Origin of the sequence: Corynebacterium sp. HMSC056E09 (assembly GCF_001813425.1) — a bacterium.
Taxonomy (GTDB): Bacteria; Actinomycetota; Actinomycetes; order Mycobacteriales; family Mycobacteriaceae; genus Corynebacterium; species Corynebacterium hesseae.
Window position 1 is genome coordinate 77,544 of sequence record NZ_KV812506.1, and the last position, 25,874, is coordinate 103,417.

Consider the following 25,874-nt stretch of genomic DNA (forward strand, 5'->3'; position numbering starts at 1 on the left):
AATAGATTTCCGCCTTCATGCTGCGAGTCACTCCGCCGCCTTGCCTTCAACTGCCGCAAGAACTACATCAAAAACCGGCAGAGCTACGTCCTCCCTAGAGTCCAGAACTGCTTGCATGGAATCTTGAACCAGATCTACTAGTTTCGGAGTGCCCGTTGCGCCTTGGGCCATTTCGGACTCAATGTTCAGGCTTGCCTCTGTCGTTCGTCCGACTTCAATACCGTGGAAAACCAAGTTCATCCGGGTTAAATCTGATAAACCATAGTTGTTTCGAAAGGCACGAATGTTAAATCGGAGTACAACCTTCCTGTCATTGACGTTCTCGCCAAGCAACTCGTAGTACCCCTTCGCTTTTTCTAAAGCCTCATCCATACGTGCGATATCGAAGTCTGCATCCTCGGTACGAGCAGCAATCATGAATGGGGTGTAAATCTTCATAAATGCCATCGAGTTTTGAGCAGCGAAAACACTATAACCTTCGAGCTTCCTAATCTTCGCGTCCTCGCCTGCAGATTTTAGATAGTCAGTGAGAATGGTGTTAGCCAGCGTTTTGCTTAGGATACTCTCGCCCGCAATAGAGGCTTCCGCGCTAGCCCCCAGATCAGCAGAGCCTCGCAGAAAAGGCAGCCAACTCAGCCTCGCGCTAAGTTTTGCATCGACGTCTGCGTGAGCTTCTGTGGTTCGGTTATGAATATCTTCTTTAGTTGTAGAGAGATTACCTCCTGCAACGATGTCCAGATAGTCGGACGCGGTCTCCTGGTCGAAATAGACAACCTTTACGATTTCCTGGCTCTCACGCTTTTTACCTGCCACTTGCACTCCTGCGGATTAAACTTAGTCCTTTGTATAATTATACGTTATTAATACATTGGATCTGACCCACAAGACTGCAGTCCCTGATAGTGCTTTGTTAGTTGTCTCTCGGCCGGTGGTGCATCGAACCCGATTACCGCGAACTCAAGCATGGTTTGGGGCTGGATCATTTCGAGGGCCAGTACCACCATGTCACTTTGGTGATTGTGGCGCATCTGTTCGTCGGGATGAAACGGTCAGTGGATCATCCAAAACCCGGTCGGCGGGCTGTGTCCCTACACCGTGCTCGCAGGGGCCCAGGCCGCCGTCATCAGCTTGGTGAGGGGCACTCCCCGTACTGCCACTGGCCGAGAGGCCTCTGACAAAGCACTATAGGACGTGTTACAAAATTCATTTCAGTCAGTACCGAACGGTTGCTGGCTGGCCGTTGCATCAAGCGCACCGCTAACTTGCCTAGATGGGTGGCGCACTCATGATGTTGCTTTAACCGGTTGATTTCCGCACTATGGAATTACGCCTTCGGTATGCTTCCCGATCAAAAACAGTGGTCTACCACTGGCGGAGTCTCTACGCCTCTGATGAGCAGCCAGGTCGTTCGGTGGAGAGATTGTCGTCGTTGTCCACCGTGATCGCGGGAGATGGAAAGGCGTCGATGTGCGACAGTTGGAAACAAAACCTTGCGCTTGGGAAAACGGCTGGCAGAAGTCTTGTAACCCTATGTTTCACAGGGGCCGTCATGTATAGGCGCTTTTTATCAACGCCTGTCTTCGTCGGTGACCAGTTATTCTCGTATGCATGATGCAGAAAACTCTACTGGAGGCGTACGGTCTCGAATCCTGGTGGAACACGATGTTTACGGAGCCGGAGAAACAGCGCATCAGGGAGGTTTATGCGGAGCATACGGATGGTGACGTGATCGACAAGGACCCTCTTGTGCTCACAATTGGAGACAGCCAACTGGAACCCGAAGACGTCGATGTTACGAGAATTCTTCAGCTACTTACTCAGTGGTTCCATCGGAACAGTGACAAGGGTATTTGGATAAAACTTTCAGAATCCTGGCATCATTTTGCTGACCCCTACATGACACCCGTCGATAGGCATTTTGCTCTCAGTGACACAATGAAAGCGTACTACCGTAGGCGTGACGAACCAGAATTCCTGGCCAAAACAATTGCTACATGCAAGGTCATGATTTCGCTGGAAAAGACTGTGGCAGGGGCAATGTTTGACGCCGGGCTAGGACGATTCTTGCCTGAGAATGCTCACTTGTTCGAAGGCCGGGTAGTGTACACAGAGCTCGGTCCACAGGTTCTCCCTGGACATCCGGGATTTAAGCAGCTGGCGATTATTTATGAGAAGCAGAAAGAGTTCCAAGCAGCCCTAGACCTCTGTGTTGAGGCCCGAGACGCAGGCTGGGACGGAGACTGGGACAAACGGATAGTTCGGCTCGAAAAGAAGTTGGGTAAGTAAGGGCTCGAGGCCTGAAGACGTCACCGCCGGCCCGTGTTTTCGCCAGGCTATTGGGCTCAGGTCGTTATTCTTTTTAACGCATGTGTGCACTCGGATCACGGCGGGGCTCGTACGTATCGTCTACGAAAGGAATTGAGGAGGCCGAGTGGGTTATCTGACCTCGCGCCCACGCACGGATGCTGGGCGCACTATCTACCGGCTAGCGCTCAAGCTCACCCCATGAATTCGCCACGGTCTACCCCACCTAGTTAAACGAGAAGACTCTCGTCAAAGACCCCCAAACAGGTCGCTGGACACGAACCTGGACCCATGCCAACGTGCGCAAGGCCTACAACAGCCTCAACCACCTCTGGCGCAGCAAACTGCTATTTGTCTACCTCAACCCGCCTGAAGAAGTCCTTGATACTGACCGGATCAAAGCCACCACCAACAGCCTGGAAGGCGGAATCAACTCCCAGCTGAAACTACTAGCACGAACCCACCGCGGACGACGCGGAGAACACCAACGCCGAATGCTGGAGTGGTGGCTCTACCTAAAAACTGAACTGCCCGACGATCCCGTAGAAATCGCCAGGCAATCCAACTGGGGACAGGACCAACTCGCCAAAGTACAAACCCTGACCCACAACGAGAACCAAGCCGACCACGAAACAGGACGACCAGCCCTCTACGGCAACGCCATCGACACCAACTACACTCGATTTAATCGGCATCCAAAAGGCCAAATCTAGCCCTAGGGGTTAAGGCTTAAGGGACATTTCGTGTGGATAAACCGATACGGATTCTCGGGGCAGCCTGGGATAATTCCTTGATCTTGATTTTGAATCGGTTCCAACGGCCCGATCTGTGAAATCAACAACGGATAACACTAGGTCTGTGGTAGGTAAGCCGCAGCTGGTGCGATTAGGCCAATTCCTATGGCGACGTCCGCACCGAAGCCCCCTGTACATCCACTGGACCTAGCCAGGCCTCAAGACTTCGGACGCAATGGGAAAGCGGCATACGCGACCTGGACGAAAGAAGAGCTCACACGACGTGGCCACCCAGACGGGCAACCAGCCACATTCGACACCCACATCGACAACGAATGGAACCCCAGCTTAGGCATAAGAAAAGGCTGGGCCGGACGCTCCTAAATCCACACGAAATGTCCCTTAGTGCGACACGCCGCAAATCCACACGAAATGTCCCTTAAGCCGGGGTTAAGGGGCTACGCCCAGTCATCCGGCCTGGAAGCGGCCAAATCTAGCCCCGACGACACGCCGAGTCAGACACACATTTTGACCCTTAAGCCCCGGTTAAGGGACATTTTGATCCTTAACCCCCAAATAAGAAACCCCCTCACCTTGCTTCCCAAGGTCAGGGGGTATTTTCGGGGTGGCTGACGGGGCTCGAACCCGCGACACCCAGGATCACAACCTGGTGCTCTACCAGCTGAACTACAGCCACCATCGTTGCCTGAAAGCAACGAGATACAGGTTAACTCACCTCGTTGAATTTACAAAAACGCCTGGTAGTCATCGGTAGTGGCAGCCTTAAGATCCTCCGCTTCCGCGGTGGAGGGGCCGTCGTCCGTGCGGAATACGCTGCGGCGGTAGAAGTCGAGCTCTCGAATGGATTCAATAATGTCTTGCAGGGCTCGGTGCGCCATGCCCTTTTGTGGCTGGTTGTAGTATGCCCGCGGGTGCCAGCGGCGTGCTAGTTCCTTAATCGTGGAAACGTCAATCATTCGGTAGTGCAGTGCGGCGTCCAGGCGCGGCATGTACTCACGAATGAAGGTGCGGTCCGTGGCGATGGAATTGCCTGCAAGGGGAGCAGGGTGGTTGGCGTCGCAGTGCTTCTCGACGAGCTTCAGTACCGCTTCCTCCGCCTCTTCGATTGTGATCGTGGATTCCCGGATTTCCTTGTCGAGACCGGACTTCGCGTGCATCTCGGTGACGAAGTCATCCATCTCCGCCAGTTCTTCCTCGGTAGCGTGCACGACGAGGTCGAGGCCCTCGTCGAGGATGTTTAATTCGGCGTCCGTGATGACGGCAGCGACTTCCACGATTACGTGGCGCTGCGGTTCAAGTCCGGTCATCTCCAAGTCGATCCAGACGAGGCGGTCATTTTTGGCGGGGATATCACTCATGGCTTCCACCATAGTTTCTCTTCGGTCATGGTTTGGGAGGTGCCCTAGTTGGCTGAGGTGGGGGTAAATGGGGGTGAGGAGGGGTCTCGTTGTGGAAGGCGCCTTTTTATTCGAGGTGTGCTGGGGTTTTCTGGTTGGCATTGAGGGGCAGTGTCGAGGGCTTTTTGAACTTTTTCATGATTTCTCTCACCAAAGCCTTGGGAGATGGGACATTATTAGGTCAGCCTTTAAAGTGATGGCACTCACATATATCGAAGGACGGAAACCTACCGATGTCAGCCTTTCTTGACACTCTCAACTCATTAATTTGGTCACCAGCATTAGTCTTCCTGTGCCTCGGCGCGGGAATTTATTTCACCCTGGCCACCAAGTTCTTACAGGTGCGCTGCATTCCGGACATGATTAAGCAGCTGAAGGACGGCGAAAGCTCCGATTCAGGTGTCTCGTCCTTCCAATCGCTGATGATTTCCCTGGCGGGCCGCGTTGGCGTGGGAAACATTTCGGGCGTTGCAACCGCCATCGCTTTCGGCGGCCCAGGTGCCGTGTTCTGGATGTGGGCGGTGGCTCTGCTGGGTTCCGCAACTTCTTTCGTGGAATGTACCTTGGCGCAGGTTTATAAGGAGAAGGACCAAGACACCGACGAATACCGCGGTGGTCCGGCTTATTACATCGAGAAGGCCTATAAGCACACCAAGGCCGGTCCTTTCATGGTGGTCTATGGAATCGTCTTCGCTATTGCGATGATCCTTGCCACCAGCTACTTCCTGCCCGGCATTCAGGCAAACGGCGTGGCTGCGGCCGTACAGAACGCTTGGGGTGTTGAGGTCGGTTGGTCTGCCGTGATTCTGGGCGGAATCCTCGCCATCATCATTATTGGTGGCGTGAAGCGCATCGCTAACTTCGCCTCCCTCGTGGTCCCGTTCATGGCCGGCGCTTATATCCTTTTTGCCATCATCATCCTGATCATGAACTTCAACCAGATCCCCGAGGTCTTCGGCATGATCTTTAAGTCCGCTTTCGGCGCGGAGCAGGCTTTCTCCGGCCTATTGGGCTCGGCCATCATGTGGGGCGTGAAGCGCGGTATCTACTCCAACGAGGCAGGCCAAGGTACCGGCCCACAATCTGCCGCAGCTGCGGAGGTATCCCACCCAGCCAAGCAGGGCTTCGTGCAGGCCTTCGCGGTCTACATTGACACCCTCTTCGTGTGCTCTGCTACCGCATTCATCATCATCTCTACCGACATGTACAAGGTCTTCGAAGGCGAGTCGGAGGATGGCCCAGTGCGCTACGCCGGTGCAATCCCGGATGGGGTCGAGGTCGGTCCGGGCTTTGTCCAGCACGGTCTGGACACCCTGTTGGCAGGTTTCGGCCCGAGCTTCATTGCCATCGCTATTGCCTTCTTCGCCTTTACCACCGTTCTGGCGTACTACTACATGGCGGAGGTCAACCTGACCTATTTCAACCGCTGGATTAGCAACAAGACCGCCCGCCGCGCGCTGGTGTGGCTTCTTCGTATCCTCCTTGTCGTGTCCGTGGTTATCGGCGCGACGACGACTCCGGGTGCTGCCTGGGCGCTGGGCGATATCGGCGTTGGCGCGACCGCGTGGCTCAACATCATCGCCATCCTCTTCCTGCAGGTCCCAGCCCTCAAGTGCCTCAAGGATTACAGCGCGCAGAAGGCTGCTGGCAAGGACCCCCAATTCGACCCAGAAGCGTTGGGTATCAAGAACGCCGAGTTCTGGGTAGAGCGCAAGCTCGCCCGGGAGGAGGCCGCACAGAAGGCTATCGCGGAGCAATCGCCGCTCCAAGGCAAGTAAAGCAATGCCCGCTCTCCACGGAGGAGAGCGGGCATTTTTATGTCCTAGGCCATCTTGGAATAGAAGCTGCCGATGAGCGGTGCAGCAATTGGGGTGGGCACAATCTTGCCCAACGCGTTCATTGCTTTTGATAGCGGCCCAGGGACCACGCGGCGCTGGTTGCGGGCCATGGCCTCCAGGGTCTCTTCGGAGCAGGACTCATAGGTGGTCCACAAGAAATCCGGGACTACCTTGTCCACGATGGATTGCTCTTCTTCGGGGATGACGGCATCGCGCACCGGGCCGGGGGCAAGCAGCGTGCAGGTCACGCCGGAGCCCTTGAGCTCGTAGTGCAGGGCCTCCGTAAACGCGTTAACACCTGCCTTGGTGAACACGTAGGTGGCGTTGTTCGGGATGGAGACGTTGCCCGCGGCCGATCCCACGTTGCAGATAGCGCCGCTGCGTCGCGGCAGCATTTGCTCAAGGGCGGCGCGCGTCAGGCGGTGAACGGCCTTTGCATTGAGGTCGAACTGCCGGGTTTCATAATCCCAGTCCTGCTCCATGAACTTGCCAAAGCTGGCGATGCCCGCCGAGTTGACGATGATGGAGATTTCCTTGCCCGCCATGAACTCGATGACGCGGTCCACGTCTGCGACCTCGGAGAGGTCCGCTGCCAGCGCGATGGCGTCCACCTCGTGGCGCGAGCGCAGGTCCGCGGCGATGGATCCAAGGACGTCTTCGCGGCGGGCAACGAGAATGACGTTGTAGCCGCGGGCGGCTAGGTCCTTGGCCATCGCAGCGCCAATGCCCTGGCTAGCGCCGGTCAGCAGCGCATACGAGGAGCGGGTAGGGGCGGGCAGCCCGGGGGAGTGAGCCATGAAACGGCGTCCTTTCTCTCAGGGTGGGAAGTTTCCACCCAGCGTAGAGCAATCAGGGTCTAAATCAGGGTAAACACCGATGAACCCTTCGGCCCAACTCTGGATAATGGACAGTGAAAGGAGACATCATGAACAACCAACGTTTGACCCGTTCCACAACTGACACGATGCTCGGAGGCGTGTGCGGCGGCATCGCACAGACCTACAACCTCGACCCGACCTTGGTGCGAATCCTCTTCGTTGTTGCCACGCTGCTGGGCTTCTCAGGAATTCTGCTCTACCTCATCCTCTGGGTCGTCATTCCAGTGGAGTAATCGGTAGTTTCTGCAAATTACTGCAGCGGGCCCATCGCCATGAACCGCTTCCACGTTTCCCATTCATCCCGCAGACGCGGCAGGGCGCTGGGTGGGGTAGCGGTGCCGTCGACAAGCACGGCGTCCTGCATGCGCACTCCGTAGTCGAAGAAGAGAGCCCCGTGCCCGGAGGCGCCATAACGTAGAACCGGCACCAAATTGAGCCCGTCGAATGACAAGGGGGCGTTGGGGCGCACATCAAGCCCCGCGATCGCCGCGAGGGTAGGAGCTAGGTCGAGCGGGGAGACAAGCTCAGTGCACTCCCCGGACTCTGCAACTCCGGGCCACAGGAAAGACATCGCGGCCTTATCATCCTGCAGGGAACACACCGCCACGACGCCATCGAGATCATCCAACACGTGGGGGTCTGGTTGCTCAAGAAGCCGAAAGACCCGTGATGATGCGGGGCGGGTGTCCTCCCGAACCTCGAAGCCAGCTGCCGCAAAGATGTCCGTGATGCGCGTTGTGGCTCCGCGCTGCGGGTACTGCCCGGTGAGCACTCCGCGGCGTGACTCCGCATAGCTTGGTGACGTCCCCCAGGCATTGCTGAAGCGCATTCCGCGCAGCGCGGATTGTGGAGCGTGGTCAAAAGTCGCGAGGGTGATGTCCATAAGAGTGTGTCCAAATTGTGCCCAAAGGCCACTTTCCGAGGCTTAATAAAACCCCAAAAGTGGCCCTGACCTGCGTGCCCCCAGCAGGATTCGAACCCGCGACACATGGGGTAGAAACCCACTGCTCTAATCCACTGAGCTATGGAGGCGTACCGCGCCATCATAACGCACCGGGGCGTGAAGTCCGATTATCGGGCTACCACTGGCGTTGGCTCGGCGTTGGCGTTGAGGAGGACGTCGTTAAGCGTGCGCGCCGCTGGGCTCAGCGCACGGTCCGCGCGGTGGATGACGAGCGCTTGCACGGTCGGGAGGGCTTCCGCGATTCGCCGGAAGTGGACTCCCTGCTGGCCCAAAGCCTGCGCGGTGTGCGGCAGGAGGCTGATGCCGTAGTCGCCCGCCACGAGTGGCAACCCCGTTTGCAATGTGGGAACTTCTTGGACCGTGACGGGCTTGCTTAATGCCGACTTAGCCCACACCTGATCCATTGCTTCCGGCAAACCGCTGAGTTCCGGCCAGCGCGGCGGCAAGAGCCAGGTCTCAGCGCTCAGGTCGGTCAACCGCACGGGGTCAGGCAAGCCTTTTAGCCTCTCGGGGAGCGCGACGCGCACCTCAATTTCTGCGGCGCAGTCAATGGTGAGCTGCGCGCCGTAGTCTTGGCGGAAGCGCTGTGGGTTAGTGGTGAGGAGGATTCCTAACTCCGCTGAGCCATCCAGGACCTCTCTCAACGTGGCGGTTGGTTCTAAGTCCTTTAAGGAAACACTTACCTCCGGTGCGCGCTGGCGCATGCGGCACAGAATCTCAGGCATATAAAGCCAGTTGAACTCAGGGGCGGAGCATAACGTCACCGAGCCCGCGCTGCCGGATGCAATTTCGGCAAGGCGCGTGGTGGCGGTGGTAAGAAGGGAATCTATCGAGGTAGCGACGCCATAGAGGTAATCTCCGGCCTCTGTGGTTCGGACTCCACCGCGCCCGCGGGAGAGCAGCTTCACGTTGAGATCCTTTTCAAGTTTGCGCACGGTTAGGCTTAAAGAAGGTTGCGTGAGCTGCAGTGCTTCCGCAGCTTGCGTGAATGAACCGTGGTCCACAACGGACCGAAAATGGTGAAGCTGGCGAGAGTCCATAAGAGCAGACTACCCGAAAGCTGAGAAAAAACTACCTTTTAGGTAAGAGAACCTCCGTGGCGGTAGACTGCCCACCATGCACACTGAGAAAGAAACTCCCAGCTCACAGCGCTTTCGGGGGTCGGCGCGCTCGACGTCGGGAGCGCAGCCTTCCCGCTTGTTGAATCTTTCTTTCATCGTCTTCGCGGGCCTCGTGGGCGGAATTATTTCTCTGTTCTTTCTTGCGGACTCGCTCGCCGCCCTAGGCATCCCCGACCCAGGGCGCATGACAACGTTCGGCCTTCCCTTCTTCCGCGCTATCGCGTGGATGCTCATGGCGCTTTCGATCGGCTCCTTTATGTCGAGCGCCTTCTTTATTTACCCGGCGGTACCGGATAAGGACAACGAGCGTCTCATCAAGGCCACGCTCACCGTCGATGGGCACATCGCAGCGCGGACCGGCGCATGGGCGGCGGTGGGCGCCGCGGTGGTGTCTTTATTAGAGGTCCCTCTCGTCATGTCGGATCTCACCGGTACCCCGTTGGCTAAGGTTCTCAACCCGGAGCTCATGGGCATGGCAGTGGGGCAGATCGCGGCGTCGCAAGTCTGGCTGCTCACCGCAGCTATCGCAGTGGTTGTTGCCGTATCTGGTTTTGTCGCACGCACGTGGGCGGGCCAAGTCGGAACGTTTTTCTTGTCCTTGTTGCTGACGGTGCCTCTCGGGATGGAGGGCCACTCGGCTTCCGGTGGCGATCATGACTACGGTACGAACTCGCTGCTGCTGCACCTGTTCTTCATCATGCTCTGGGTCGGTGGACTCATGGGGCTCATCGCCCATGGCCGCCGCCTTGGCCCAGATATGGGTGTGGCGGTGCGTCGCTATTCCTCGGTCGCGTTGTTCTCCATCGTGGGGCTGGCAGCTACAGGCGTAGTTAATGCGCTGATTCGCGTTGAGTTCGGGGATCTGTTCACTACTCGGTACGGCCTGTTAGTGCTGAGCAAAGCGGTGCTCACCGTGGTGTTGGCAGCCATCGGCTTCGTGCACCGACGGGTTACCATCCCTCACTTGAAGAGTTCGCCGCGCCTGTTTATCAGGGTGGCTGTGGTTGAGGTTCTCATCATGGCGGCGACCGTTGGCGTAGCCATCTCGATGGGCCGTACGCCGCCCCCGCCGCCGCGGGACCCGAATCTCAACGCCATGCAGATTCTGCTGGGCTATGAGCTTTTCGACGCCCCCACCGCCACCAACGTGTGGACCATGTTCCGCTTTGATCTCATGTTTGGCTCGCTGGGGATCGTGCTGGCCGGCTTCTACCTGTACGCGCTGTGGCGCCTCAAGCGCCGCGGGCTGACGTGGTCGGCAGGACGCACTGCGTGGTTCCTTGTGGGAGCGCTGGGCATGACGCTGATTATGAGCAATGGCATCGGCTTGTATATGCCGGCGCTGTACTCCATGCACATGTTGGTGCACATGATTCTGTCCATGGCAGTCCCGCTGTGCCTTGTGCTGGGCGCTCCGGTGACCTTAGTGATGGAAGCTTTTGAGCCTGGGGAGCCGGGCAAGCCCACGCTTCACGACGCCGCCGTCGCCCTCACCAAGGCTCGTACCTTGCGCATTCTTACGCATCCAGCGGTCAACGTTGTGCAGTTCCTGGCTTTCCTTTACGTGCTCTACCTTTTCCCGAACTTTTATGAGCTCGCCATTTCGGAACACGCTGGGCACGTGATTATGAACTGGGTCTTCTTGATCTCTGGCTACATCTACTACTGGGAAGTTATTGGCCCGGACCCGTTGCCGTGGCGCGCGCCGACGGGCATTCGCCTGCTCATCCTCTTCGTGTCGATGCCCCTGCACCTTTTTGCCGGCGTCTACCTCATGCAGATGCAAGTCATTCTGGGCTTGGACTTCTATGAGTCCTTGAGCTTGCCGTGGCACCCGGACTTTGTCACGGACCAACGAACCGGCGGCGGTATTTCCTGGGGCTTCGGCCAATTCCCGCTGGTGATTGTGTTTGGTTCGCTATTCCTTGACTGGCTGCGGGAGGATCGTGCCACCGCTCGGCGCCATGATGCTAAGGCGGATATTGACGGCGATGCTGATTTGGAAAGCTATAACGCCATGCTCAAGCAGATGAGCGAAGGGGATGATTCCACCTTCCGCCAGCACTAGCGGGAGTGCCCACCCTGGGTGCGTGAAAAAGAGTGCTTACCGGGCGAAACGGATATGTTGTTGATGCTTTCAACAAGTTATCCACAGGTTGGCAGTGAGGTCATTGCGGGCGCGCTGATGGGTGGCGATGATGCGAGGTACGGGAGGCGCATCGCTTCCTCGCATTGAAAAGAGCACCAGCCACAAACAGCAAAGGAATCACGCAATGTCTCAATACCCAATTTCACTCACGGGGCGCCTGACTCACGACCCCCACCTGACCAAAATCAGCGAAACCATGTACAAGGCCCGCCTCCGCTTTGCTTCCTCGCGCAGCGTTCCGGAAAAGGATGACGAGGGCAAGACTGTGTGGCGGGAGCTGGACCTTAACTATATCGACGGTGAGGTGTGGGGCCAGTGCGCCATCAATGTTAAGAAGTCCCTGTTTAAGGGCATGCCGGTCTTTGTTATGGGCTCCATTGTCACGGACCGGTGGGAGGATAAGAACGGGGCAAAGCGCTCTAGGACCTATATCAAGATCGCCCACGTGGGCCTCGACCTCAACCGCTTCTGCATCACCTCCACCAAGATTGGTACTTCCTATGGTGAGGAGGGCAGCGAAGCCCTCTGGCTGGGGGAGAATCCGCCAGTACTGGATGTGGATTACACGGCACCGCCGAGTACTGCGGAGGATGAGGCATTGCCGGCTGCTCTGCAGTCGGGAGATACCCCGCAGGATACTGCGGCGGATCGTCAGCAAGCGCAGAGCGCGGCCGAAGCTCACCGCGAACCGGCGCCAGAAGAAGCTATGGCCTAAGGACGGGGGACTACCACCGCCCATGTGATGTACTCTTTGTACTGTTATTGACCAATCCTGACAGAAGTAAAGGGTGAAACATGGGCGAATTCATCTACACGATGAAAAACGTGCGTAAGGCCATCGGTGACAAGGTTATTTTGGACAATGTCACTATGGCTTTCTACCCGGGCGCCAAGATTGGCGTCGTGGGCCCCAACGGTGCAGGTAAGTCCTCGATCCTGAAAATTATGGCCGGCCTCGATCAGCCTTCCAACGGCGAGGCTTTCATTGACCCGGGCAAGACGGTCGGCATCCTCCTCCAGGAGCCGCCGCTCAACGAGGAGAAGACGGTCCGCGAGAACGTCGAAGAAGGCCTCGGGGAGATTTTCCAGAAGAAGCAGCGCTTCGAGGAGATCGCGGAAGAGATGGCCACCAACTACTCCGACGAGCTCATGGAAGAAATGGGCAAGCTACAGGAGGAGCTCGACCACGCGGATGCGTGGGAGGTTGACTCCAAGATCGAGCAGGCCATGGAGGCACTGCGCTGCCCGCCGTCTGATGACCCGGTGACTAACCTGTCCGGTGGTGAGCGCCGCCGCGTCGCGCTGGCCAAGCTGCTGCTGAGTGAACCGGATCTCCTGCTGCTCGACGAGCCCACTAACCACCTCGACGCCGAGTCCGTCCAGTGGTTGGAGAAGCACCTCGAGTCCTACCCGGGCGCCGTCCTGGCCGTGACCCACGACCGCTACTTCCTCGACCACGTTGCGGGCTGGATCTGTGAGGTTGATCGCGGCAAGCTCTACCCCTACGAGGGCAACTACTCCACTTACCTGGAGAAGAAGGCTGAGCGCCTCGAAGTTGCTGGTGCTAAGGACAAGAAGCTGCAGAAGCGCCTCAAGGAAGAACTCGCGTGGGTTCGTTCCGGTGCGAAGGCGCGCCAGGCCAAGAACAAGGCCCGTCTCCAGCGCTACGAGGAGATGGCTGCAGAAGCCGAGCAGTACAAGAAGCTCGACTTCGAGGAGATTCAGATTCCGACCCCGCCGCGCCTGGGCAACAAGGTTGTGGAGGTCAAGGACCTGACCAAGGGCTTCGATGGTCGCGTCCTTATTAAGGACCTGTCCTTCACCCTGCCGCGCAACGGCATCGTCGGTGTTATCGGCCCGAACGGTGTGGGTAAGTCCACCCTGTTCAAGACCATCGTGGGCCTGGAAGAGCCGGATTCCGGTTCTGTCACCGTCGGCGAGACCGTCAAGCTTTCCTACGTTGACCAGGGACGCGAAAACATCGACCCAGAGGCCACCGTGTGGGAGGTCGTCTCCGATGGGCTGGACTACATCCACGTTGGCCAGAACGAGATGCCGTCCCGCGCCTACCTCTCCGCATTCGGTTTTAAGGGCCCGGACCAGCAGAAGCCGTCTAAGGTTCTTTCCGGTGGTGAGCGCAACCGCCTGAACCTGGCCCTGACCCTCAAAGAGGGCGGCAACCTGATCCTCCTCGATGAGCCGACCAACGACTTGGACGTGGAAACCTTGGGCTCCCTGGAAAACGCGCTGGAAAAGTTCCCCGGCTGCGCCGTGGTTATTTCCCACGATCGCTGGTTCCTCGACCGCACCTGTACCCACATCCTGGCCTGGGAAGGCAATGTCGCGGAAGGCCAGTGGTTCTGGTTCGAGGGTAACTTCGGCGATTACGAGAAGAACAAGGTCGAGCGCCTCGGTGAGGACGCCGCCCGTCCGTCTCGCGTTACCCACCGCAAGCTCAGCCGCTAGGGCCGCTCAGCCCTAACACTCAAAGGAAATCTTCGGAAGGATTCTGGAATGCCCGCTCAGAATGTTGTGTCGGAGGAGACTAAGGACAACGTCCACGAGCTCACCGTGGGAGTGCGTTGGTCGGACTTCGACATGTACGGCCACATGATGAACGCCAACTTTATCGAGCTGGCGCAGGAAGCGCGCTTGGCCTTTGCCATGCACCACTTCTATTCACGTGGCCTAAACATGGTGGCTTTTGTTCGCCACATCGACGCGGACTATGTCCGCCCCATCAAGTGGGATGGACGGCATGGCACGGTGACGGTGGAGACCACGGTGGTGCGCCTTGGAGCCACGTCGTTTACCACTCGTCAGAAGATCAAGGACGCGCAAGGCCAGGTGGCCTGCGTCATCGACTGTGTGCAGGTCACCATTGATCCAGATACCCAGATGCCGCGGGAGGTTTCTGAGCAGGAGCGCACCATCATCCTGGAAAATGCTGTCGTCGAGTTGGACGAGCAGTAGGCGGCCAGCGCAATTATGGAGAGTGAATCCCTGACATTGCACAACGGCGGGGTGGGGCTACAGGCCCTCCTCGCTCGTGCGACGGGGCTGGATGCCTCAGCGACGGTGCGCTTGCGTCAATACGACGCCACCCACGTTGAGGTTTTTGTCACGACCCCCTTCGATGTCGTCGTAGCGCGGCGCTGCGAAGGCAACGTTGGTCGCGATGGGGCAGTGGTGTCGGCGCAGGCGCTTCTCGACGCCCTCCGCACCACCCCCGAACACCTTCTTGAAGAGGACGGGGCGGAGGTGCTTGATCTAGGCCCCGCGCGCGACCCCTCATGGCCGGGGGCCTTGCCGCCGGCAACGGGGTTTCGAGAGATTGATTCATTGCCTGTCGACGTCGTCCGTGACTTAGCGGATAAAGGCCGGCAGCTAGCCCGGCAATTCTCTGGTCCGATGGGCCCGCCGAAAGGCCTGTTGAATCAAACCGTGCTCACCGTGGAGAGCGCGGAGACCCAAGTAGAGATTCCTATGCGGATGATCTTCGCCTGCACGAGTTTGGGCCTCATCCCGGGCTTTGCTGCGTCACTCAATATCCCCCGCCACCTGCGCGTGGCGGGCAAGGGGCGGTGGGTGCGCCTCGACGCGCCCTATGGCAGTGTTTATCACTCCACGCGGCTGTCTTTGTTCTAAAACGTCTCCAGCCTCGCCGCCGCAGAGTCCGCGGCGGGGCGCGGCACCGCGGAAGGAAAACTGTGTGGTTTCTACGCCCGCAACGCAGCGTGATTTGCGTTACCATTAAGGGGTCGAATTCAGTTTCTTTAATAAAAGGAGATGACTCGCACGATGCGTATTGCGGCACCCAAAGAAATCATGAACAACGAGAACCGCGTCGCTCTTACCCCGAGCGCTGCGCACGCACTCATCAAAGATGGCCATGAGGTTCTAGTGGAAACTGGGGCCGGAGAAGGCGCTTCTTTTCCGGACTCCGAGTACCAAGCCGTGGGCGCGACGATCGTCGCCACCGCCAAGGAGGCCTGGGCGGCGGACATGGTGGTCAAAGTCAAAGAACCGCTCGAGGCCGAGTATGGCTACCTGCGCGAGGATCTGCTGCTCTTCACTTATCTCCACCTGGCGGCGGACCGTCCGCTGACGGACGCCCTGGTTGAGGCCGGAACCACCGCCGTGGCCTATGAGACGGTTACCGATGCCCGCGGCACTCTGCCGCTTTTGACACCGATGTCCCAGGTGGCCGGGCGCCTCGCCGTCATTGAGGGAACTCACCATCTGTTGTCCACGCAGGGTGGGCGTGGCTTGTTGGTCTCCGGCGTGCCGGGCACCCAACCGGCGCGAGTGGTGGTCATCGGCGGTGGCCAGGTTGGCGCGTCCGCGGTGGCTATGGCGCACGGCCTGCGCGCGGAAGTCACGGTGCTCGACCTCGACCCACACGTCCTGCAGCGCTTCGATGAGCAGTACCAGGGCGGCGTGCGCACCCTGGTGTCGGACCCTGCCACGCTGGAAGCGGAGCTTCTCGCCGCCGACCTCGTCATCGGCGCCGTCCTCGTACCCGGTGCTGCCGCCCCGAAGTTGGTTCGGGAGGATGTGGTTAAGCGCATGAAGAAGGGCGCCGTGCTTGTCGACGTTGCCATTGACCAAGGCGGCTGCTTCGAGAACTCCCACAAGACCTCGCACGATGAGCCCACCTTCAAGGTGCACGACACCCTCTTCTACTGTGTTGCCAACATGCCGGGCGCGGTGGCGAACACCTCCGCACGCGCACTCGGCTCGGCCACCTTGCCGTACATGCGCGCCCTGGCTGCCGGAGGCTTCGACGGTGCAGTCGAGCGCTTCCCGGGCTTGGCCAATGGTCTGATGACCCGCGGGGGAGAGCTGGTGTCCCAGCCCGTGAAGGAGGCCTTCGGGCTTTAGGGTGCGCGGTTGATGAGCATCGCCGCTACTCGCTCCATGTGGTCCCAAATCATCGCGCGATAGGCCGGCGGGATGGTGTCTTCGTCGATCTGCGCCAACGAGTTGCCCATGAGCTCGAGCCAGCGATCATGGGCAGCTATGTCGATGGAGTAGGGCGCGTGGCGCATGCGCAGGCGCGGGTGACCGCGATTCTCTGAGAAGAGCTGGGGTCCGCCCCAGTACTGCACGAGGAACCAGGTCAGACGTTTTTCCGCGCCCTCCCAATCCTGCTGCGGGTACATCGGCCCGATGAGATCATCGTCGCGCACCTGTGCATAGAAACCACCGACGAGTTTCTCAAAAGTCTCCATTCCACCGACGGCTTCGTACACGCTCGTTGGTTGCACGCCTAATCTTCCTTTCGCGTCAGGCTGGGTTCTTCCAAATCAAAGATAGCCATCCCTCGCGGGTAGGGCGTGGTAATTCCTTCCGTATGCATGGCGGTGAGGATTTTCGCCTGCATCGCGCGCTGCACATCCCATTGTTTGCCCGGTAGCGTCTTGACGGAAACGCGGTAGGACATGTGGTCAACTTCCAAACCGGACATGCCATTGACCGTAGGTTTGGCCAGGATGAAGCCCTTGATTTCGGGGTCGCGGGCGGCGTTCTCTGCTGCGGAGGTGATGACATCGACTGCGCGGGTGGGGTCGTTGCTCAGTGCGATGGGGACTTGCACGCGGGCGACGGAGTAGCGGTCGGAATGGTTGGCCACCTGCAAGATTTCGCCGTTACGGACGTACCATAGCGCGCCATCGATATCGCGGACCGTGGTAATACGTAGGGAAATGGACTCCACGTCGCCGAAGACCCCGTTTCCGAGGTCGATGGTGTCACCGATGCCGTACTGGTCTTCCATGAGCATGAAGATGCCGGACAGGAAGTCCTTGACCAGCGCTTGGGCGCCGAAACCAAGGGCGACACCAACCACGCCGGCTGAGGCTACGAGCGGGGCGACGTTGACTCCGAGCTTGTCCAAGATAGCGAGCGCTGCCCAGACCCAGACGAATATGGCAACCGCGGAGCGTCCAACGCCGGCGAGGGTCTGGATGCGGGAGGTGCGCCGAGCCTCCTGTGTTTGCTCGAGGACTTTGTCGGTTGTTCGGTGCGCTTTGCGCGGGGAGAGCGGCGAGCTGAGCTTGCCCTTCTTGATGCTGTTATCAGCCAGCTTGGTGATGAGTCGGCGCAGCAGCCAGCTGCCGATGATGGCGACGATGAGGATGAGCGCGATGCCGATGGGTTTGTCGATGAGCCAGGACTGCATGTTTTCTGTTTGCCACCAGCGGGTGACTGCGTCGACAGCCCCGTCGGTTGGCTCGGAGGAAGCGCTTAGGTATGCGGTTGGTCTGGTCACGTGTGTCCTTTCTGCTATCGCTCACAACTGACGCTTACCGATGGTAGGGAAGAGAGCTGAATATAAAAAGCTTGTCTTTCCCGCGACTGAACAGCTTGGTCTAGAATTGTGCCTCATGACTGACAACCGCACCCTTGGCTTTTCCTCTCGTTCAATCCATGCCGGTTACCAGCCGGATCCCTACATGGGATCCATCAACGTACCGATCTACGCCTCCACGACCTACCAACAGGACGGCCTCGCGCAGTTGCGCGGCGGCTATGAGTACGGGCGAGTGGCCAACCCCACCGTTCATTCTCTGGAGAAGACCCTTGCGGCGCTGGAGAATGCCGAGTATGCGCGTTGTTTCGCCACGGGCATGGCGGCCGTCGATACCCTCATTCGGATTCTTGTTCGTCCAGGTGACCACGTCATCCTCGGCAACGATGCCTATGGCGGCATGTATCGCCTCCTGCACCATGATTACGGCGAGTGGGGTATCGAGCTGTCCATCGTCAACACCGCCGATGCCGCGGCGGTAGAGGCGGCGTTGAAAGAGAACACCAAGCTCATTTGGTTGGAGACCCCAACCAACCCAGCGACGACGATCACGGATATCGCCGCAGTCTCTGAGGTTGTTAAGGCGGCTGGCGACGCCCAAGTCGTCGTCGACAACACCTTTGCCACGCCCTACCTGCAGAACCCTTTGGAGTTGGGCGCGGACCACGTCCTGCACTCCACCACGAAGTACCTGGGCGGCCACTCGGATGTGCTGGGTGGAGCGGTCGTGACCAACTCCGCGGAGATGGATGAGCGCCTGCTCTATTTCCAGGGCAACGTCGGCGCGGTATCCTCGCCTTTCGACGCCTACCTCACCGCCCGCGGCATCAAAACCCTTGAAGTGCGCATGGACCGCCACTGTTCCAATGCGCAGGCCGTGGCCGAGTTCCTCGAATCCCGCCCGGAGGTCAAGCAGGTTCTCTACCCGGGCCTGCCCTCGCATCCGGGCCACGAGCTGGCGAAGAAGCAGATGCGTGGCTTCGGCGGGATGATGTCCGTGCGCTTCCACAGCGAGGAGCACGCCCGCCAGATTTGTCTCAACACCAAGCTCATCTCGCTGGCTGAGTCCCTCGGCGGTGTCGAGTCCCTCATTGAGCACCCACAGAACATGACGCACATTTCCGCTGAGGGCTCCGAGCTCGTGCCACCGGCAGACCTCGTGCGCATCTCGGTGGGCATCGAGTCCATCGATGACTTGCTCGCGGACCTGGAGCAGGCCCTCGACGCCTTACACTAGTAATCGGAGAATCTACCTGTAGGAGAGGCATGACACGAACCACACAACAATTGGGGTCCTTCAGCGATGAGGTGGACGCAGCACGAGAGTTCTGGGCCTCATACTTCGACGAGATTCCAGTTCCATTTGCGAACGGTTCCGATGAACCTACCGAGGAGTTCATTCAATTCCTCCAAGGAACCCACCCCAGGTACCCGCAGGCCACCGTTGCGTCGCAAGGTGAAAACGTGGAAGCATTCCTGAAATCTTGCATGCACGAGCAGGACTTTGCCACTTTTACTAAGTGGAATGCAGATGCCCTCAATGGCGACAGCCTTAACCTCGAAAGCCCAACGTTTAAGGAGTATCTCTGCGGCGCAGTTTTCGCTCCTTCTGATGCCTTTAAGAAGCGCATTAGTGCTGAATTTAAGGATGAGCGCATCGAGGAGAGTGCCGAGGCAATCAAGGAGGCATTTAGCGCGGAGGCTGCGGAGAGTGCCGCGAGCCTTACGCGAACCGTTCCGGAATCCTTGTCGGTCAAGCTAGATAGCGGCATCGAGCACATTCGCATCCTGTGGCTGCTGAAGAATCCGGCATATGGCGGAAATGACGTCATCAGACTGTCTCGAGACGGTATGGAAGGCGTAGCAAATACAAAAGATGGGGGAGAGGCCTTTACTCCCTTCATCAGGGATCAAGGCAACGTCGCGGCGCTGTTCTCGAATGACGTCGACAACGCTCGCTTGCCCTGGGACATTGCAGATGACAAAGGCTGGTATTTCGATCGCGCACGCTTTTACCTCTTCGATGACTGTGAAGAAAAAGAGCCTGTTTCGTGGAATGAGGTCATTCCGGAGCGTTCCGAATCGGGTGAGCGAGCAGGTGACATCGTGCGCATGGAGATGTTCCCCTACAGGACCAAAGCGTCTGGTGACATCCCCAAGGTCATCGAAAGCAACAACAAGAAGGGACTTGTTCTACCGTCTCAGGAGCGCGTGTTCAGATGCCTCATCGCCTTCCTCAAAGAGGCTAAGCACGGCTACATTATTTGCGCCCGTGACCCGCAGCTATGGCGAGATGTTATCGGTGCTTTTATCGACGCGACCCCTTCTCTCGAAGTTGAAAAGGACGCAATCCTTGCGGCGTTTACGGGTCACGTATGGGAGTTCAAGGGACAGAACGCGCACCTCAATGTGAAGAATCTCGTTCCACCACTAGATAGCCGCGTCGCGGCGCTGCAACAGGTCTTCGCACGCAAATAGCACGTGACCCCGAGGAATGAGTCGGGGCCACGCGGCGGCTAGAGCGTGCCGAGCAGGGAGCCGGCCGTGCGGTCGGTCTCCTGCAGCATGAGTGGGTCCGTGCCGGGCATGGGGGAGATGGTGGTGTCCGGCCACTGCGAATAGGTGGGGATGCCCACGATGTGCAGGCGCGGGTCTTCGGTGCCACCGGGGTTGACCACGCGGCGGTTCCATGTCGTCTCCGGCGAGCCGGTGGACTGACCATGGTCGACGAACGCTCGCACCCGCCCATTGAGGGACACCGCGAGAGGATCACCGGCGCGGCGGACATCGGGGGAGTGCATCCAGGCGTCGATAAGCCAGGCGGAGGAAGCCTCGTTGTGCACGGTGCGCAGCGTGAACTTCTCTCCGATCTCCAGCTGGGGGCGCTGCCCCAGGAAGGTGACGAGGCCGGCGTCGACAAGCGCGAGCAGCTGGCGGGTGCGGAAGAGCGGCGGACCCGACCCCACCATCTGCCCGAAGGCCATGAACTCCTTGAAGGTGCTGGTGCGCGACTCCCACGTCATCCGGCCTTCCGAGCCGGCAATCGACGAGGGCTTGCGCGCGGCCGAGATAGCCCACAGCGCGGACTTCAGCGGGGAATCGGCGGCGGCGACGGCCTCGATGATGTCGCGTGCTAGGCCTTCGGCAATGTACTCGGTGACCTCACCACCGGTGAAATCATCGAGCGGGTTCGCCCAGTGCGCAAGATCTAACGGCTGGGCGGAGGAACCCTCGAGGGCTACGGTGAGCTGGTCCGCCATGCCTGTCAGGTCGTCGGCATCCACCGCGGTGGCGTCGATGGTGGCGATGATATCCGCGAGGGGGCGCTGCGGGGCATCGGGTGCGACCCGCGCCTGGTTCTCGTAGTACTCGGCGTAGGCATCGCGCAGAATGTGCGGCAGTAGTTGCGTGCCGAAGTTCAGCTCAGCCTCCGGATCCAGGGCGGCCACCGCGGCGCGGAAGCGGGTCAGGGCGGCCTTCGGCGGCAGCGCGTGGTATTCCGACTTCGGGATATAAGGGTAGCCGCGGCCGGAGGAGACGATGAAGTGCGGCTCCTCACCGCTGGGCTCGTAGCGCAGCCCGGAGCGCGTGGAGGGATCCTCCACAAACTCACCACCGCGGTCGATGGTGAGCAGCGCCATGATGTCGAAAAAGCCCATACCCAGGCCGCGGACCAGGACCTTCTCGCCCGCGGGGACCGCAGACACCGGCTGTTCGACGGGGTTGTCTGGCCGCACCCAATGCAGGTCCGAGTGTGCAGCCTCCGCCAGGGGGCGTTCGGACTCGCTCAGCGCGGGCACCTGCCAGCCGTAGGCCAGGACGGTGGCGTCGGCGGTGACGGTGGAGGCGTCGGAAAGTGCTATGACATCGTGGTCCTCAGCGGCTTCGATGGACAGCGCGCGGGCGCGGTGCTGGACGACGTCCACGCTCTCCGGCAGCTGCGCCAGCGCAACCTCAAAGACCCACTCCAGGTAGGCGCCGTAAAGCGCGCGGGAGGGGTTGGACTCCGGGCGGGTGTGCGCGAGCTCTTCGGCAAAGGAAGCAGCGAGCTCCTCGCGCGGCGGGTGGGAATCATAAAGCTCCAGCTTGGCAGGCGCGATGTCGGGGCGCTCGCCGCGCAGGAGCTGGATCCACTCGTAGAGGATGGGGCCCTCGAGGACCGGCGCGGTGGTGGTGGAGCTGGGCTCGGTGAACAGAGTGACCGCGCCGGCCAGCGTGTTCATGCACAACGTGCGGGTCTGCTCCGTATCCCAAATGCGGCCAGCGCCCAGCGGGGCATCATCGATGATGTGGAGGCGCAGGGGTGACTCAAGGGGGGTCGCGCGCAGGTGGGCCGCGAGGCGCTCGACCAGCGAGATGCCGCGTGGGCCGGCCCCGACGATGGCGATGGAGGGCATAAAAATCAACCTCAAACTTTTAGACTGTTCTGTCTAGTGGAATAATACCGGTCAGTATACGTTGTGTTAAATCCGTAGACACAATTCAAACCGACTATCTACTCTCTGAAAGCAATACCGTGAAAACCCTACGCGCACTCGCCGCCACCCTGGCAGCAGCCCTCGCCTTAGCCGGCTGCTCCGCCGTGGAACGGCCGGACGGGGAGGACAACGTCCTCACCTACCTAGAGCCGCAGTTCTTCCGCACGCTCTACCCGCCGGCCGCCGGCTTTTATCCCAACGGCGGCGTGGTCAACCAGCTGACCGATCGCCTCCTGTACCAAGACCCCGAGACCCTCGAGCTCTCGCCGTGGATCGCCACGGAGATGCCCAAGGTCAACGCCGATGCCACGGAGTACACGTTTAATATCCGTACCGACGTCACCTACTCCGACGGTTCCCCGCTAACTGCCGAGAACGTCGTGGCCAACTTCGACCTCTTCGGCCGCGGCGATAAATCCCGCACGCTGACCAGCTCCGAGCAGATTGCCAACTATGACCACGGCGAGGTCGTGGACGAGGACACCGTGAAGTTCTACTTCACCCAGTCTTCTCCGGGCTTCCTCCAGGCCACCTCCGCCTACAACGCCGGCCTGCTCTCCGATTCAACGCTGGCCTTGGACAACGAGGGCTTCGGCCCCGGCAACGCGGTCAACGTCATTGGCTCGGGCCCCTTCGTGGTGGAATCGGAAGAAATCGGCACCGACCTTAAGCTCAAGACCCGCGAGGACTACGACTGGGCCCCGCCGGCCGTGAAGCACCAAGGGCGCGCGGAGATCGACGGCGTCCACTACATCCTCGCCGCCGAGGAATCCGTGCGCACCGGCGCTATTCTCTCCGGTCAGGCCGATATCGCCCGCCAAATCTCCGCCCCGCAGGAGTCGCTGCTGAAAGAACAAGGCGTTGACATCGTCTCGCGCGGCACGAACTCCATGAACAACCAGTTCGCCTTCCGCTTTAACCACCCGTTGCTGCAGGACAAGCGCGTGCGCGAGGCCATCATCCACGGCGTGGACCGCGAGGAAATCCTCCGCGTGCTCTTCTCCGAGTCCTACCCGCTGGCCACCTCCACGGTGGCCAAGACCGGCCTGGCCTACAAGGACCAGTCCGCCGCTTATACCTTCGACCCCGAGGAATCCAAGCGCCTCCTCGACGAGGCCGGCTGGGAGCCCGGCCCCGACGGCATCCGCGTCAAAGACGGCCAGCGCCTCGTCCTGCGCACCAACACCGCCTTGCCGCAGCCGCGCTCCAAGGAAGTCATGACCATGGTGCAGGACCAGCTGGGTGAGCTGGGCATCGGCATCCAGGTCAACGCCGGCGACCAGGCCACGCAGAACGCCGATGCCAAGGACGTTGACAAGGTGCAGATCTACCACTCGATGGTGGGCCGCGCCGACTACGACGTCATCACCTCGCTCTACGGCATCAACAACCGCGACGCCTTCCTCAACCAAGACGCGGAGGGCACCCCAATCGACGCGCACCTGCAGGAGCTTCTCGACGCCGTCCTCGACACCCCCGACAAGGAAGGCCGCATCAAGGCCACGGAAGAAGTCCAGGACTACATCACCGAGCAGGCCTATGCGCTGCCGCTCTTTGAGGAGCCCGTGGTCTACGCCGTCCGGCCGGGTATTTCGGGCTTCAGCCCGGAATCGGTGGCGCGCCCGTGGTTCTACGAGGTGTCCATCGACGCCGCGGCATCGGATGAGGAGGAGAAATAAATGACAACCCGCCAACTCTTCAGCCGCATTGGGCAGGCCCTCCTCGTGCTGCTCATTACCTACACCGTGGCCTTTGTGCTCCTGTCGGCGCTGCCATCGGATGCCGTCCAGTCGCGCTTCGGCGACCCTGCCCTGGGCCTGTCCCAGGCGGAGATTGACGCCATCCGGGAGGAGATGGGCGTCGACAAGCCGCTCGTGGTGCAATACTTCACGTCTCTGGGTGGCTTCCTCACCGGGCACTTCGGCAACTCCACGCAGTCGGGCGCTCCGGTAGCCACGCTGCTTGCCGACGCCCTTCCCCACACCCTCATCCTCGCCGCCAGCGCCATCGTTCTCGCACTCATCGTGGCCGTGCTCGTGGCCTTTGTGGCCACGCTGCCGGGGCTTGGCGCCATCGGTTCTTTCTTCCGGGGACTGCCTTCCTTCATGGTCTCGCTGCCCGGCTTCTGGATTGCCATCCTGCTCATCCAGTTCTTTTCCTTCCAGTTGGGCTGGGTGCGCGTCATTGAACCCGGCAGCGTGGAGGGCCTCATCCTGCCTACCTTGACGCTCTCGGTACCTATGGCCGCGCCGCTCATTCAGGTGTTGATCCGCTCCATCGATGAGACGCAATCGCGGCCCTTCGTCCAGGCGGTGCGCGCACGCGGCGCCTCGGAGGCGTGGATCTTCTGGCGAACTGTCCTGCGCAATTCGCTGCTGCCCACCTTGACCATGGCGGGCCTGCTCTTCGGTGAGCTCGTCGGCGGTGCCGTGGTGACCGAGACCGTCTTTGGCCGCACCGGCTTGGGCTACATGGTGGCGCAGGCCGTGGCGAACCGCGATACCCCGGTGCTGCTGGCCGTGGTTCTCATCGCTGCGACCTCCTACATCATCATCAACCTCGTGGTGGACCTGCTCTACCCGGTGCTGGATCCGCGCCTGCGCGCCAGCGCCCCGGAGCGCCGCGCTGCCGCTGCTGAAGAAAGGACGGTGCGCTCATGAGCATGACGCACACCAATCCGCTGCGTTCTTCACGAGCGCCGCGCCGCCACACTGCGAATCCCTGGCTCGCGCCGGGTTCCATCATCGCCATCGTGGTCCTCGTGATCGCTTTCCTGGCCGCGCTTTTCCCAAGTTTGTTCACCTCGGCCGACCCCTATGCGGGCACCGATGTGGCCCTGTTGCCGCCGGGGGAGTCCGGCCACCTCATGGGCACGGACGCGGTGGGCCGCGATCTCTACGCGCGCATTGTTTATGGTGCCCGCCAGTCGCTGCTCGGCGCGCTGATCGCCGTGGCCGTCGGCCTGGTCGTCGGCACGCTCATCGGTTTGCTCGCCGGCTCCCTCCGAGGAGCGGTGGACACCGTCCTCATGCGCGTGGTCGACGTGCTGCTGTCCATCCCCGGCATCCTGCTGTCGCTGTCCATCATCATCGTTCTGGGCTTTGGCTCCGTGCAGGCGGCGGTGGCTGTCGGTGCGACGTCCGTGGCGACCTTCGCCCGTTTGGCCCGCTCCCAGGTGATCACCGTGGCCAGCTCGGACTACATCGAGGCCGCATACGGCGCCGGTGCCACCCACGCCACGGTGCTCTTGCGCCACATCCTTCCCAACTCACTCACCCCTGTGATCGCCCTGGCCACCCTGCAGTTCGGCACCGCGATCCTGCAGCTGTCCATCCTCGGCTTCCTGGGCTACGGCGCCCCGCCGCCGACCCCGGAATGGGGCCTCATTATCGCCGAGGGCCGTGACTTCATGGCCACCGCCTGGTGGCTCATCATCCTGCCCGGCATCGCGCTGGTCGCCGTGGTGATGTCCGCCAACCGCCTGTCCCAAAACTTCCCCGTGGAGGCCTAACATGTCTGTTACAAAAAATGCAGCGCAGCCCCTGCTGCGCGTGCGGGACCTCAACGTGTCCTATTCCACCGCAGGTGGTGACGTTTCCGCCGTGCAAGGCGTCAACCTCGAGGTTCACCCGGGGCAGATGACCGCCATCGTGGGCGAGTCCGGCTCCGGCAAGACC

Annotated in this window: 23 protein-coding genes, 2 tRNA genes and 3 pseudogenes; 18 read left to right on the plus strand and 10 right to left on the minus strand. The window is 60.1% G+C overall.

The genetic code is table 11. From position 1 onward, the window contains the following. Positions 1-27 precede the first annotated feature (27 nt). Positions 28-813 carry a DUF6414 family protein gene (locus HMPREF2912_RS13225; RefSeq protein ID WP_070562200.1) on the minus strand — a complete coding sequence of 262 codons (786 nt, stop codon included), beginning with the start codon at positions 811-813 and terminating at the stop codon, positions 28-30. 113 nt (positions 814-926) lie between these two features. Here HMPREF2912_RS13225 and HMPREF2912_RS13410 point away from each other — a divergent pair. The 4 genes and pseudogenes from HMPREF2912_RS13410 to HMPREF2912_RS12880 form a co-directional block, all read left to right on the plus strand. After that, positions 927-1,175: pseudogene (locus HMPREF2912_RS13410) on the plus strand (hypothetical protein); the annotation flags it as partial. Between the two features lie 433 nt (positions 1,176-1,608). Continuing rightward, the gene (locus tag HMPREF2912_RS07690; protein ID WP_141746399.1) at positions 1,609-2,286 is read left to right on the plus strand and encodes a hypothetical protein; all 678 of its coding nucleotides are present in this window, start codon (positions 1,609-1,611) and stop codon (positions 2,284-2,286) included. 151 nt (positions 2,287-2,437) lie between these two features. Beyond that, positions 2,438-3,017, plus strand: a pseudogene (locus HMPREF2912_RS07695) (IS256 family transposase); the annotation flags it as partial. Between the two features lie 210 nt (positions 3,018-3,227). After that, a pseudogene (locus HMPREF2912_RS12880) lies at positions 3,228-3,422 on the plus strand (IS256 family transposase); the annotation flags it as partial. A 240-nt stretch (positions 3,423-3,662) separates the two neighbouring features. On the opposite strand, the gene HMPREF2912_RS07700 reads toward HMPREF2912_RS12880, so the two are convergent. Continuing rightward, a tRNA-His gene (locus HMPREF2912_RS07700) sits at positions 3,663-3,735 on the minus strand. Between the two features lie 49 nt (positions 3,736-3,784). Then, positions 3,785-4,417: an oligoribonuclease gene (gene orn / locus HMPREF2912_RS07705; protein WP_070522488.1), complete on the minus strand. Its 633-nt coding sequence runs from the start codon at positions 4,415-4,417 to the stop codon at positions 3,785-3,787. Positions 4,418-4,689: 272 nt separating this feature from the next. On the opposite strand from orn, the gene HMPREF2912_RS07710 reads away from it, so the two are divergent. Next, positions 4,690-6,234 (plus strand): alanine/glycine:cation symporter family protein, encoded by a 1,545-nt coding sequence (locus HMPREF2912_RS07710; RefSeq protein WP_070683770.1) that lies wholly within the window; start codon positions 4,690-4,692, stop codon positions 6,232-6,234. A gap of 44 nt (positions 6,235-6,278) precedes the next feature. Here the strand turns inward: HMPREF2912_RS07710 and cmrA are convergent, their stop codons facing one another. Continuing rightward, positions 6,279-7,091 carry a mycolate reductase gene (gene cmrA, locus HMPREF2912_RS07715; protein WP_070522301.1) on the minus strand — a complete coding sequence of 271 codons (813 nt, stop codon included), beginning with the start codon at positions 7,089-7,091 and terminating at the stop codon, positions 6,279-6,281. A 128-nt stretch (positions 7,092-7,219) separates the two neighbouring features. On the opposite strand from cmrA, the gene HMPREF2912_RS07720 reads away from it, so the two are divergent. Further along, a complete protein-coding gene (locus HMPREF2912_RS07720) occupies positions 7,220-7,405 on the plus strand; it encodes a PspC domain-containing protein (protein ID WP_010191177.1) in 186 nt (61 codons plus the stop codon). Between the two features lie 17 nt (positions 7,406-7,422). Here HMPREF2912_RS07720 and HMPREF2912_RS07725 read toward each other — a convergent pair whose 3' ends face one another. The 3 genes from HMPREF2912_RS07725 to HMPREF2912_RS07735 form a co-directional block, all read right to left on the minus strand. Next, complete coding sequence (locus HMPREF2912_RS07725; protein ID WP_070522299.1) at positions 7,423-8,055, minus strand: hypothetical protein; 633 nt, start codon at positions 8,053-8,055, stop codon at positions 7,423-7,425. A 75-nt stretch (positions 8,056-8,130) separates the two neighbouring features. Further along, a tRNA-Arg gene (locus HMPREF2912_RS07730) sits at positions 8,131-8,204 on the minus strand. A 39-nt stretch (positions 8,205-8,243) separates the two neighbouring features. Further along, a complete protein-coding gene (locus tag HMPREF2912_RS07735; protein WP_070522298.1) occupies positions 8,244-9,176 on the minus strand; it encodes a LysR family transcriptional regulator in 933 nt (310 codons plus the stop codon). A 76-nt stretch (positions 9,177-9,252) separates the two neighbouring features. On the opposite strand from HMPREF2912_RS07735, the gene HMPREF2912_RS07740 reads away from it, so the two are divergent. The 6 genes from HMPREF2912_RS07740 to ald all read left to right on the plus strand — a co-directional run bounded on the left by HMPREF2912_RS07740 (position 9,253) and on the right by ald (position 16,290). Further along, the gene (locus HMPREF2912_RS07740; protein WP_070522295.1) at positions 9,253-11,325 is read left to right on the plus strand and encodes a bifunctional copper resistance protein CopD/cytochrome c oxidase assembly protein; all 2,073 of its coding nucleotides are present in this window, start codon (positions 9,253-9,255) and stop codon (positions 11,323-11,325) included. Positions 11,326-11,530: 205 nt separating this feature from the next. After that, complete coding sequence (locus HMPREF2912_RS07745; protein WP_070522293.1) at positions 11,531-12,121, plus strand: single-stranded DNA-binding protein; 591 nt, start codon at positions 11,531-11,533, stop codon at positions 12,119-12,121. Positions 12,122-12,201: 80 nt separating this feature from the next. Further along, a complete protein-coding gene (gene ettA / locus HMPREF2912_RS07750) occupies positions 12,202-13,872 on the plus strand; it encodes an energy-dependent translational throttle protein EttA (RefSeq protein ID WP_070522290.1) in 1,671 nt (556 codons plus the stop codon). Positions 13,873-13,920: 48 nt separating this feature from the next. Then, positions 13,921-14,379 (plus strand): acyl-CoA thioesterase, encoded by a 459-nt coding sequence (locus HMPREF2912_RS07755; RefSeq protein ID WP_070522287.1) that lies wholly within the window; start codon positions 13,921-13,923, stop codon positions 14,377-14,379. Between the two features lie 15 nt (positions 14,380-14,394). Then, positions 14,395-15,054, plus strand: a complete 660-nt coding sequence (locus tag HMPREF2912_RS07760; protein ID WP_070683773.1) for a DUF8185 domain-containing protein — start codon at positions 14,395-14,397, stop codon at positions 15,052-15,054. Between the two features lie 153 nt (positions 15,055-15,207). Then, positions 15,208-16,290, plus strand: coding sequence for an alanine dehydrogenase (ald, locus tag HMPREF2912_RS07765; RefSeq protein ID WP_070563714.1), 1,083 nt, complete (start codon positions 15,208-15,210; stop codon positions 16,288-16,290). On the opposite strand, the gene HMPREF2912_RS07770 is transcribed toward ald, so the two are convergent. Together HMPREF2912_RS07770 and HMPREF2912_RS07775 are read right to left on the minus strand one after the other, a co-directional pair. Beyond that, positions 16,287-16,676: a globin gene (locus HMPREF2912_RS07770; RefSeq protein ID WP_083299178.1), complete on the minus strand. Its 390-nt coding sequence runs from the start codon at positions 16,674-16,676 to the stop codon at positions 16,287-16,289. The two genes, ald and HMPREF2912_RS07770, sit on opposite strands and share 4 nt — an antisense overlap. Before the next feature lie 2 nt (positions 16,677-16,678). Continuing rightward, positions 16,679-17,680 (minus strand): mechanosensitive ion channel family protein, encoded by a 1,002-nt coding sequence (locus HMPREF2912_RS07775; RefSeq protein ID WP_070683775.1) that lies wholly within the window; start codon positions 17,678-17,680, stop codon positions 16,679-16,681. Positions 17,681-17,795: 115 nt separating this feature from the next. Between HMPREF2912_RS07775 and HMPREF2912_RS07780 the strand changes: the two genes are divergently transcribed. Beyond that, positions 17,796-18,956: a cystathionine gamma-synthase gene (locus HMPREF2912_RS07780; protein WP_070683776.1), complete on the plus strand. Its 1,161-nt coding sequence runs from the start codon at positions 17,796-17,798 to the stop codon at positions 18,954-18,956. A gap of 29 nt (positions 18,957-18,985) precedes the next feature. Then, entirely contained in the window at positions 18,986-20,197 is a 1,212-nt protein-coding gene (locus tag HMPREF2912_RS07785) for a hypothetical protein (RefSeq protein WP_070683778.1), read from the plus strand. Between the two features lie 38 nt (positions 20,198-20,235). Here the strand turns inward: HMPREF2912_RS07785 and HMPREF2912_RS07790 are convergent, their stop codons facing one another. After that, complete coding sequence (locus tag HMPREF2912_RS07790; protein ID WP_070683780.1) at positions 20,236-22,116, minus strand: FAD/NAD(P)-binding protein; 1,881 nt, start codon at positions 22,114-22,116, stop codon at positions 20,236-20,238. 119 nt (positions 22,117-22,235) lie between these two features. Here HMPREF2912_RS07790 and HMPREF2912_RS07795 point away from each other — a divergent pair, with 119 nt between their 5' ends. The 4 genes from HMPREF2912_RS07795 to HMPREF2912_RS13415 all read left to right on the plus strand — a co-directional run. After that, positions 22,236-23,876 carry a TIGR04028 family ABC transporter substrate-binding protein gene (locus tag HMPREF2912_RS07795; RefSeq protein ID WP_070683782.1) on the plus strand — a complete coding sequence of 547 codons (1,641 nt, stop codon included), beginning with the start codon at positions 22,236-22,238 and terminating at the stop codon, positions 23,874-23,876. After that, positions 23,877-24,857: an ABC transporter permease gene (locus tag HMPREF2912_RS07800; protein WP_070531501.1), complete on the plus strand. Its 981-nt coding sequence runs from the start codon at positions 23,877-23,879 to the stop codon at positions 24,855-24,857. It begins immediately after the preceding gene. After that, positions 24,854-25,708: an ABC transporter permease gene (locus HMPREF2912_RS07805; RefSeq protein WP_070596657.1), complete on the plus strand. Its 855-nt coding sequence runs from the start codon at positions 24,854-24,856 to the stop codon at positions 25,706-25,708. The genes HMPREF2912_RS07800 and HMPREF2912_RS07805 overlap by 4 nt, the downstream gene beginning before the upstream one ends. Before the next feature lies 1 nt (position 25,709). Beyond that, on the plus strand, positions 25,710-25,874 hold a 165-nt coding region (locus HMPREF2912_RS13415; protein ID WP_148139410.1), incomplete at its 3' end, for an ATP-binding cassette domain-containing protein.

Bases quoted from the DNA above. Each gene is read 5' to 3' on its own strand.
- HMPREF2912_RS07690 (WP_141746399.1), top strand. From the start codon at position 1,609: ATGATGCAGAAAACTCTACTGGAGGCGTACGGTCTCGAATCCTGGTGG.
- orn (WP_070522488.1), bottom strand. From the start codon at position 4,417: ATGAGTGATATCCCCGCCAAAAATGACCGCCTCGTCTGGATCGACTTG.
- HMPREF2912_RS07710 (WP_070683770.1), top strand. From the start codon at position 4,690: ATGTCAGCCTTTCTTGACACTCTCAACTCATTAATTTGGTCACCAGCA.
- cmrA (WP_070522301.1), bottom strand. From the start codon at position 7,091: ATGGCTCACTCCCCCGGGCTGCCCGCCCCTACCCGCTCCTCGTATGCG.
- HMPREF2912_RS07720 (WP_010191177.1), top strand. From the start codon at position 7,220: ATGAACAACCAACGTTTGACCCGTTCCACAACTGACACGATGCTCGGA.
- HMPREF2912_RS07725 (WP_070522299.1), bottom strand. From the start codon at position 8,055: ATGGACATCACCCTCGCGACTTTTGACCACGCTCCACAATCCGCGCTG.
- HMPREF2912_RS07735 (WP_070522298.1), bottom strand. From the start codon at position 9,176: ATGGACTCTCGCCAGCTTCACCATTTTCGGTCCGTTGTGGACCACGGT.
- HMPREF2912_RS07740 (WP_070522295.1), top strand. From the start codon at position 9,253: ATGCACACTGAGAAAGAAACTCCCAGCTCACAGCGCTTTCGGGGGTCG.
- HMPREF2912_RS07745 (WP_070522293.1), top strand. From the start codon at position 11,531: ATGTCTCAATACCCAATTTCACTCACGGGGCGCCTGACTCACGACCCC.
- ettA (WP_070522290.1), top strand. From the start codon at position 12,202: ATGGGCGAATTCATCTACACGATGAAAAACGTGCGTAAGGCCATCGGT.
- HMPREF2912_RS07755 (WP_070522287.1), top strand. From the start codon at position 13,921: ATGCCCGCTCAGAATGTTGTGTCGGAGGAGACTAAGGACAACGTCCAC.
- HMPREF2912_RS07760 (WP_070683773.1), top strand. From the start codon at position 14,395: ATGGAGAGTGAATCCCTGACATTGCACAACGGCGGGGTGGGGCTACAG.
- ald (WP_070563714.1), top strand. From the start codon at position 15,208: ATGCGTATTGCGGCACCCAAAGAAATCATGAACAACGAGAACCGCGTC.
- HMPREF2912_RS07780 (WP_070683776.1), top strand. From the start codon at position 17,796: ATGACTGACAACCGCACCCTTGGCTTTTCCTCTCGTTCAATCCATGCC.
- HMPREF2912_RS07785 (WP_070683778.1), top strand. From the start codon at position 18,986: ATGACACGAACCACACAACAATTGGGGTCCTTCAGCGATGAGGTGGAC.
- HMPREF2912_RS07790 (WP_070683780.1), bottom strand. From the start codon at position 22,116: ATGCCCTCCATCGCCATCGTCGGGGCCGGCCCACGCGGCATCTCGCTG.
- HMPREF2912_RS07800 (WP_070531501.1), top strand. From the start codon at position 23,877: ATGACAACCCGCCAACTCTTCAGCCGCATTGGGCAGGCCCTCCTCGTG.
- HMPREF2912_RS07805 (WP_070596657.1), top strand. From the start codon at position 24,854: ATGAGCATGACGCACACCAATCCGCTGCGTTCTTCACGAGCGCCGCGC.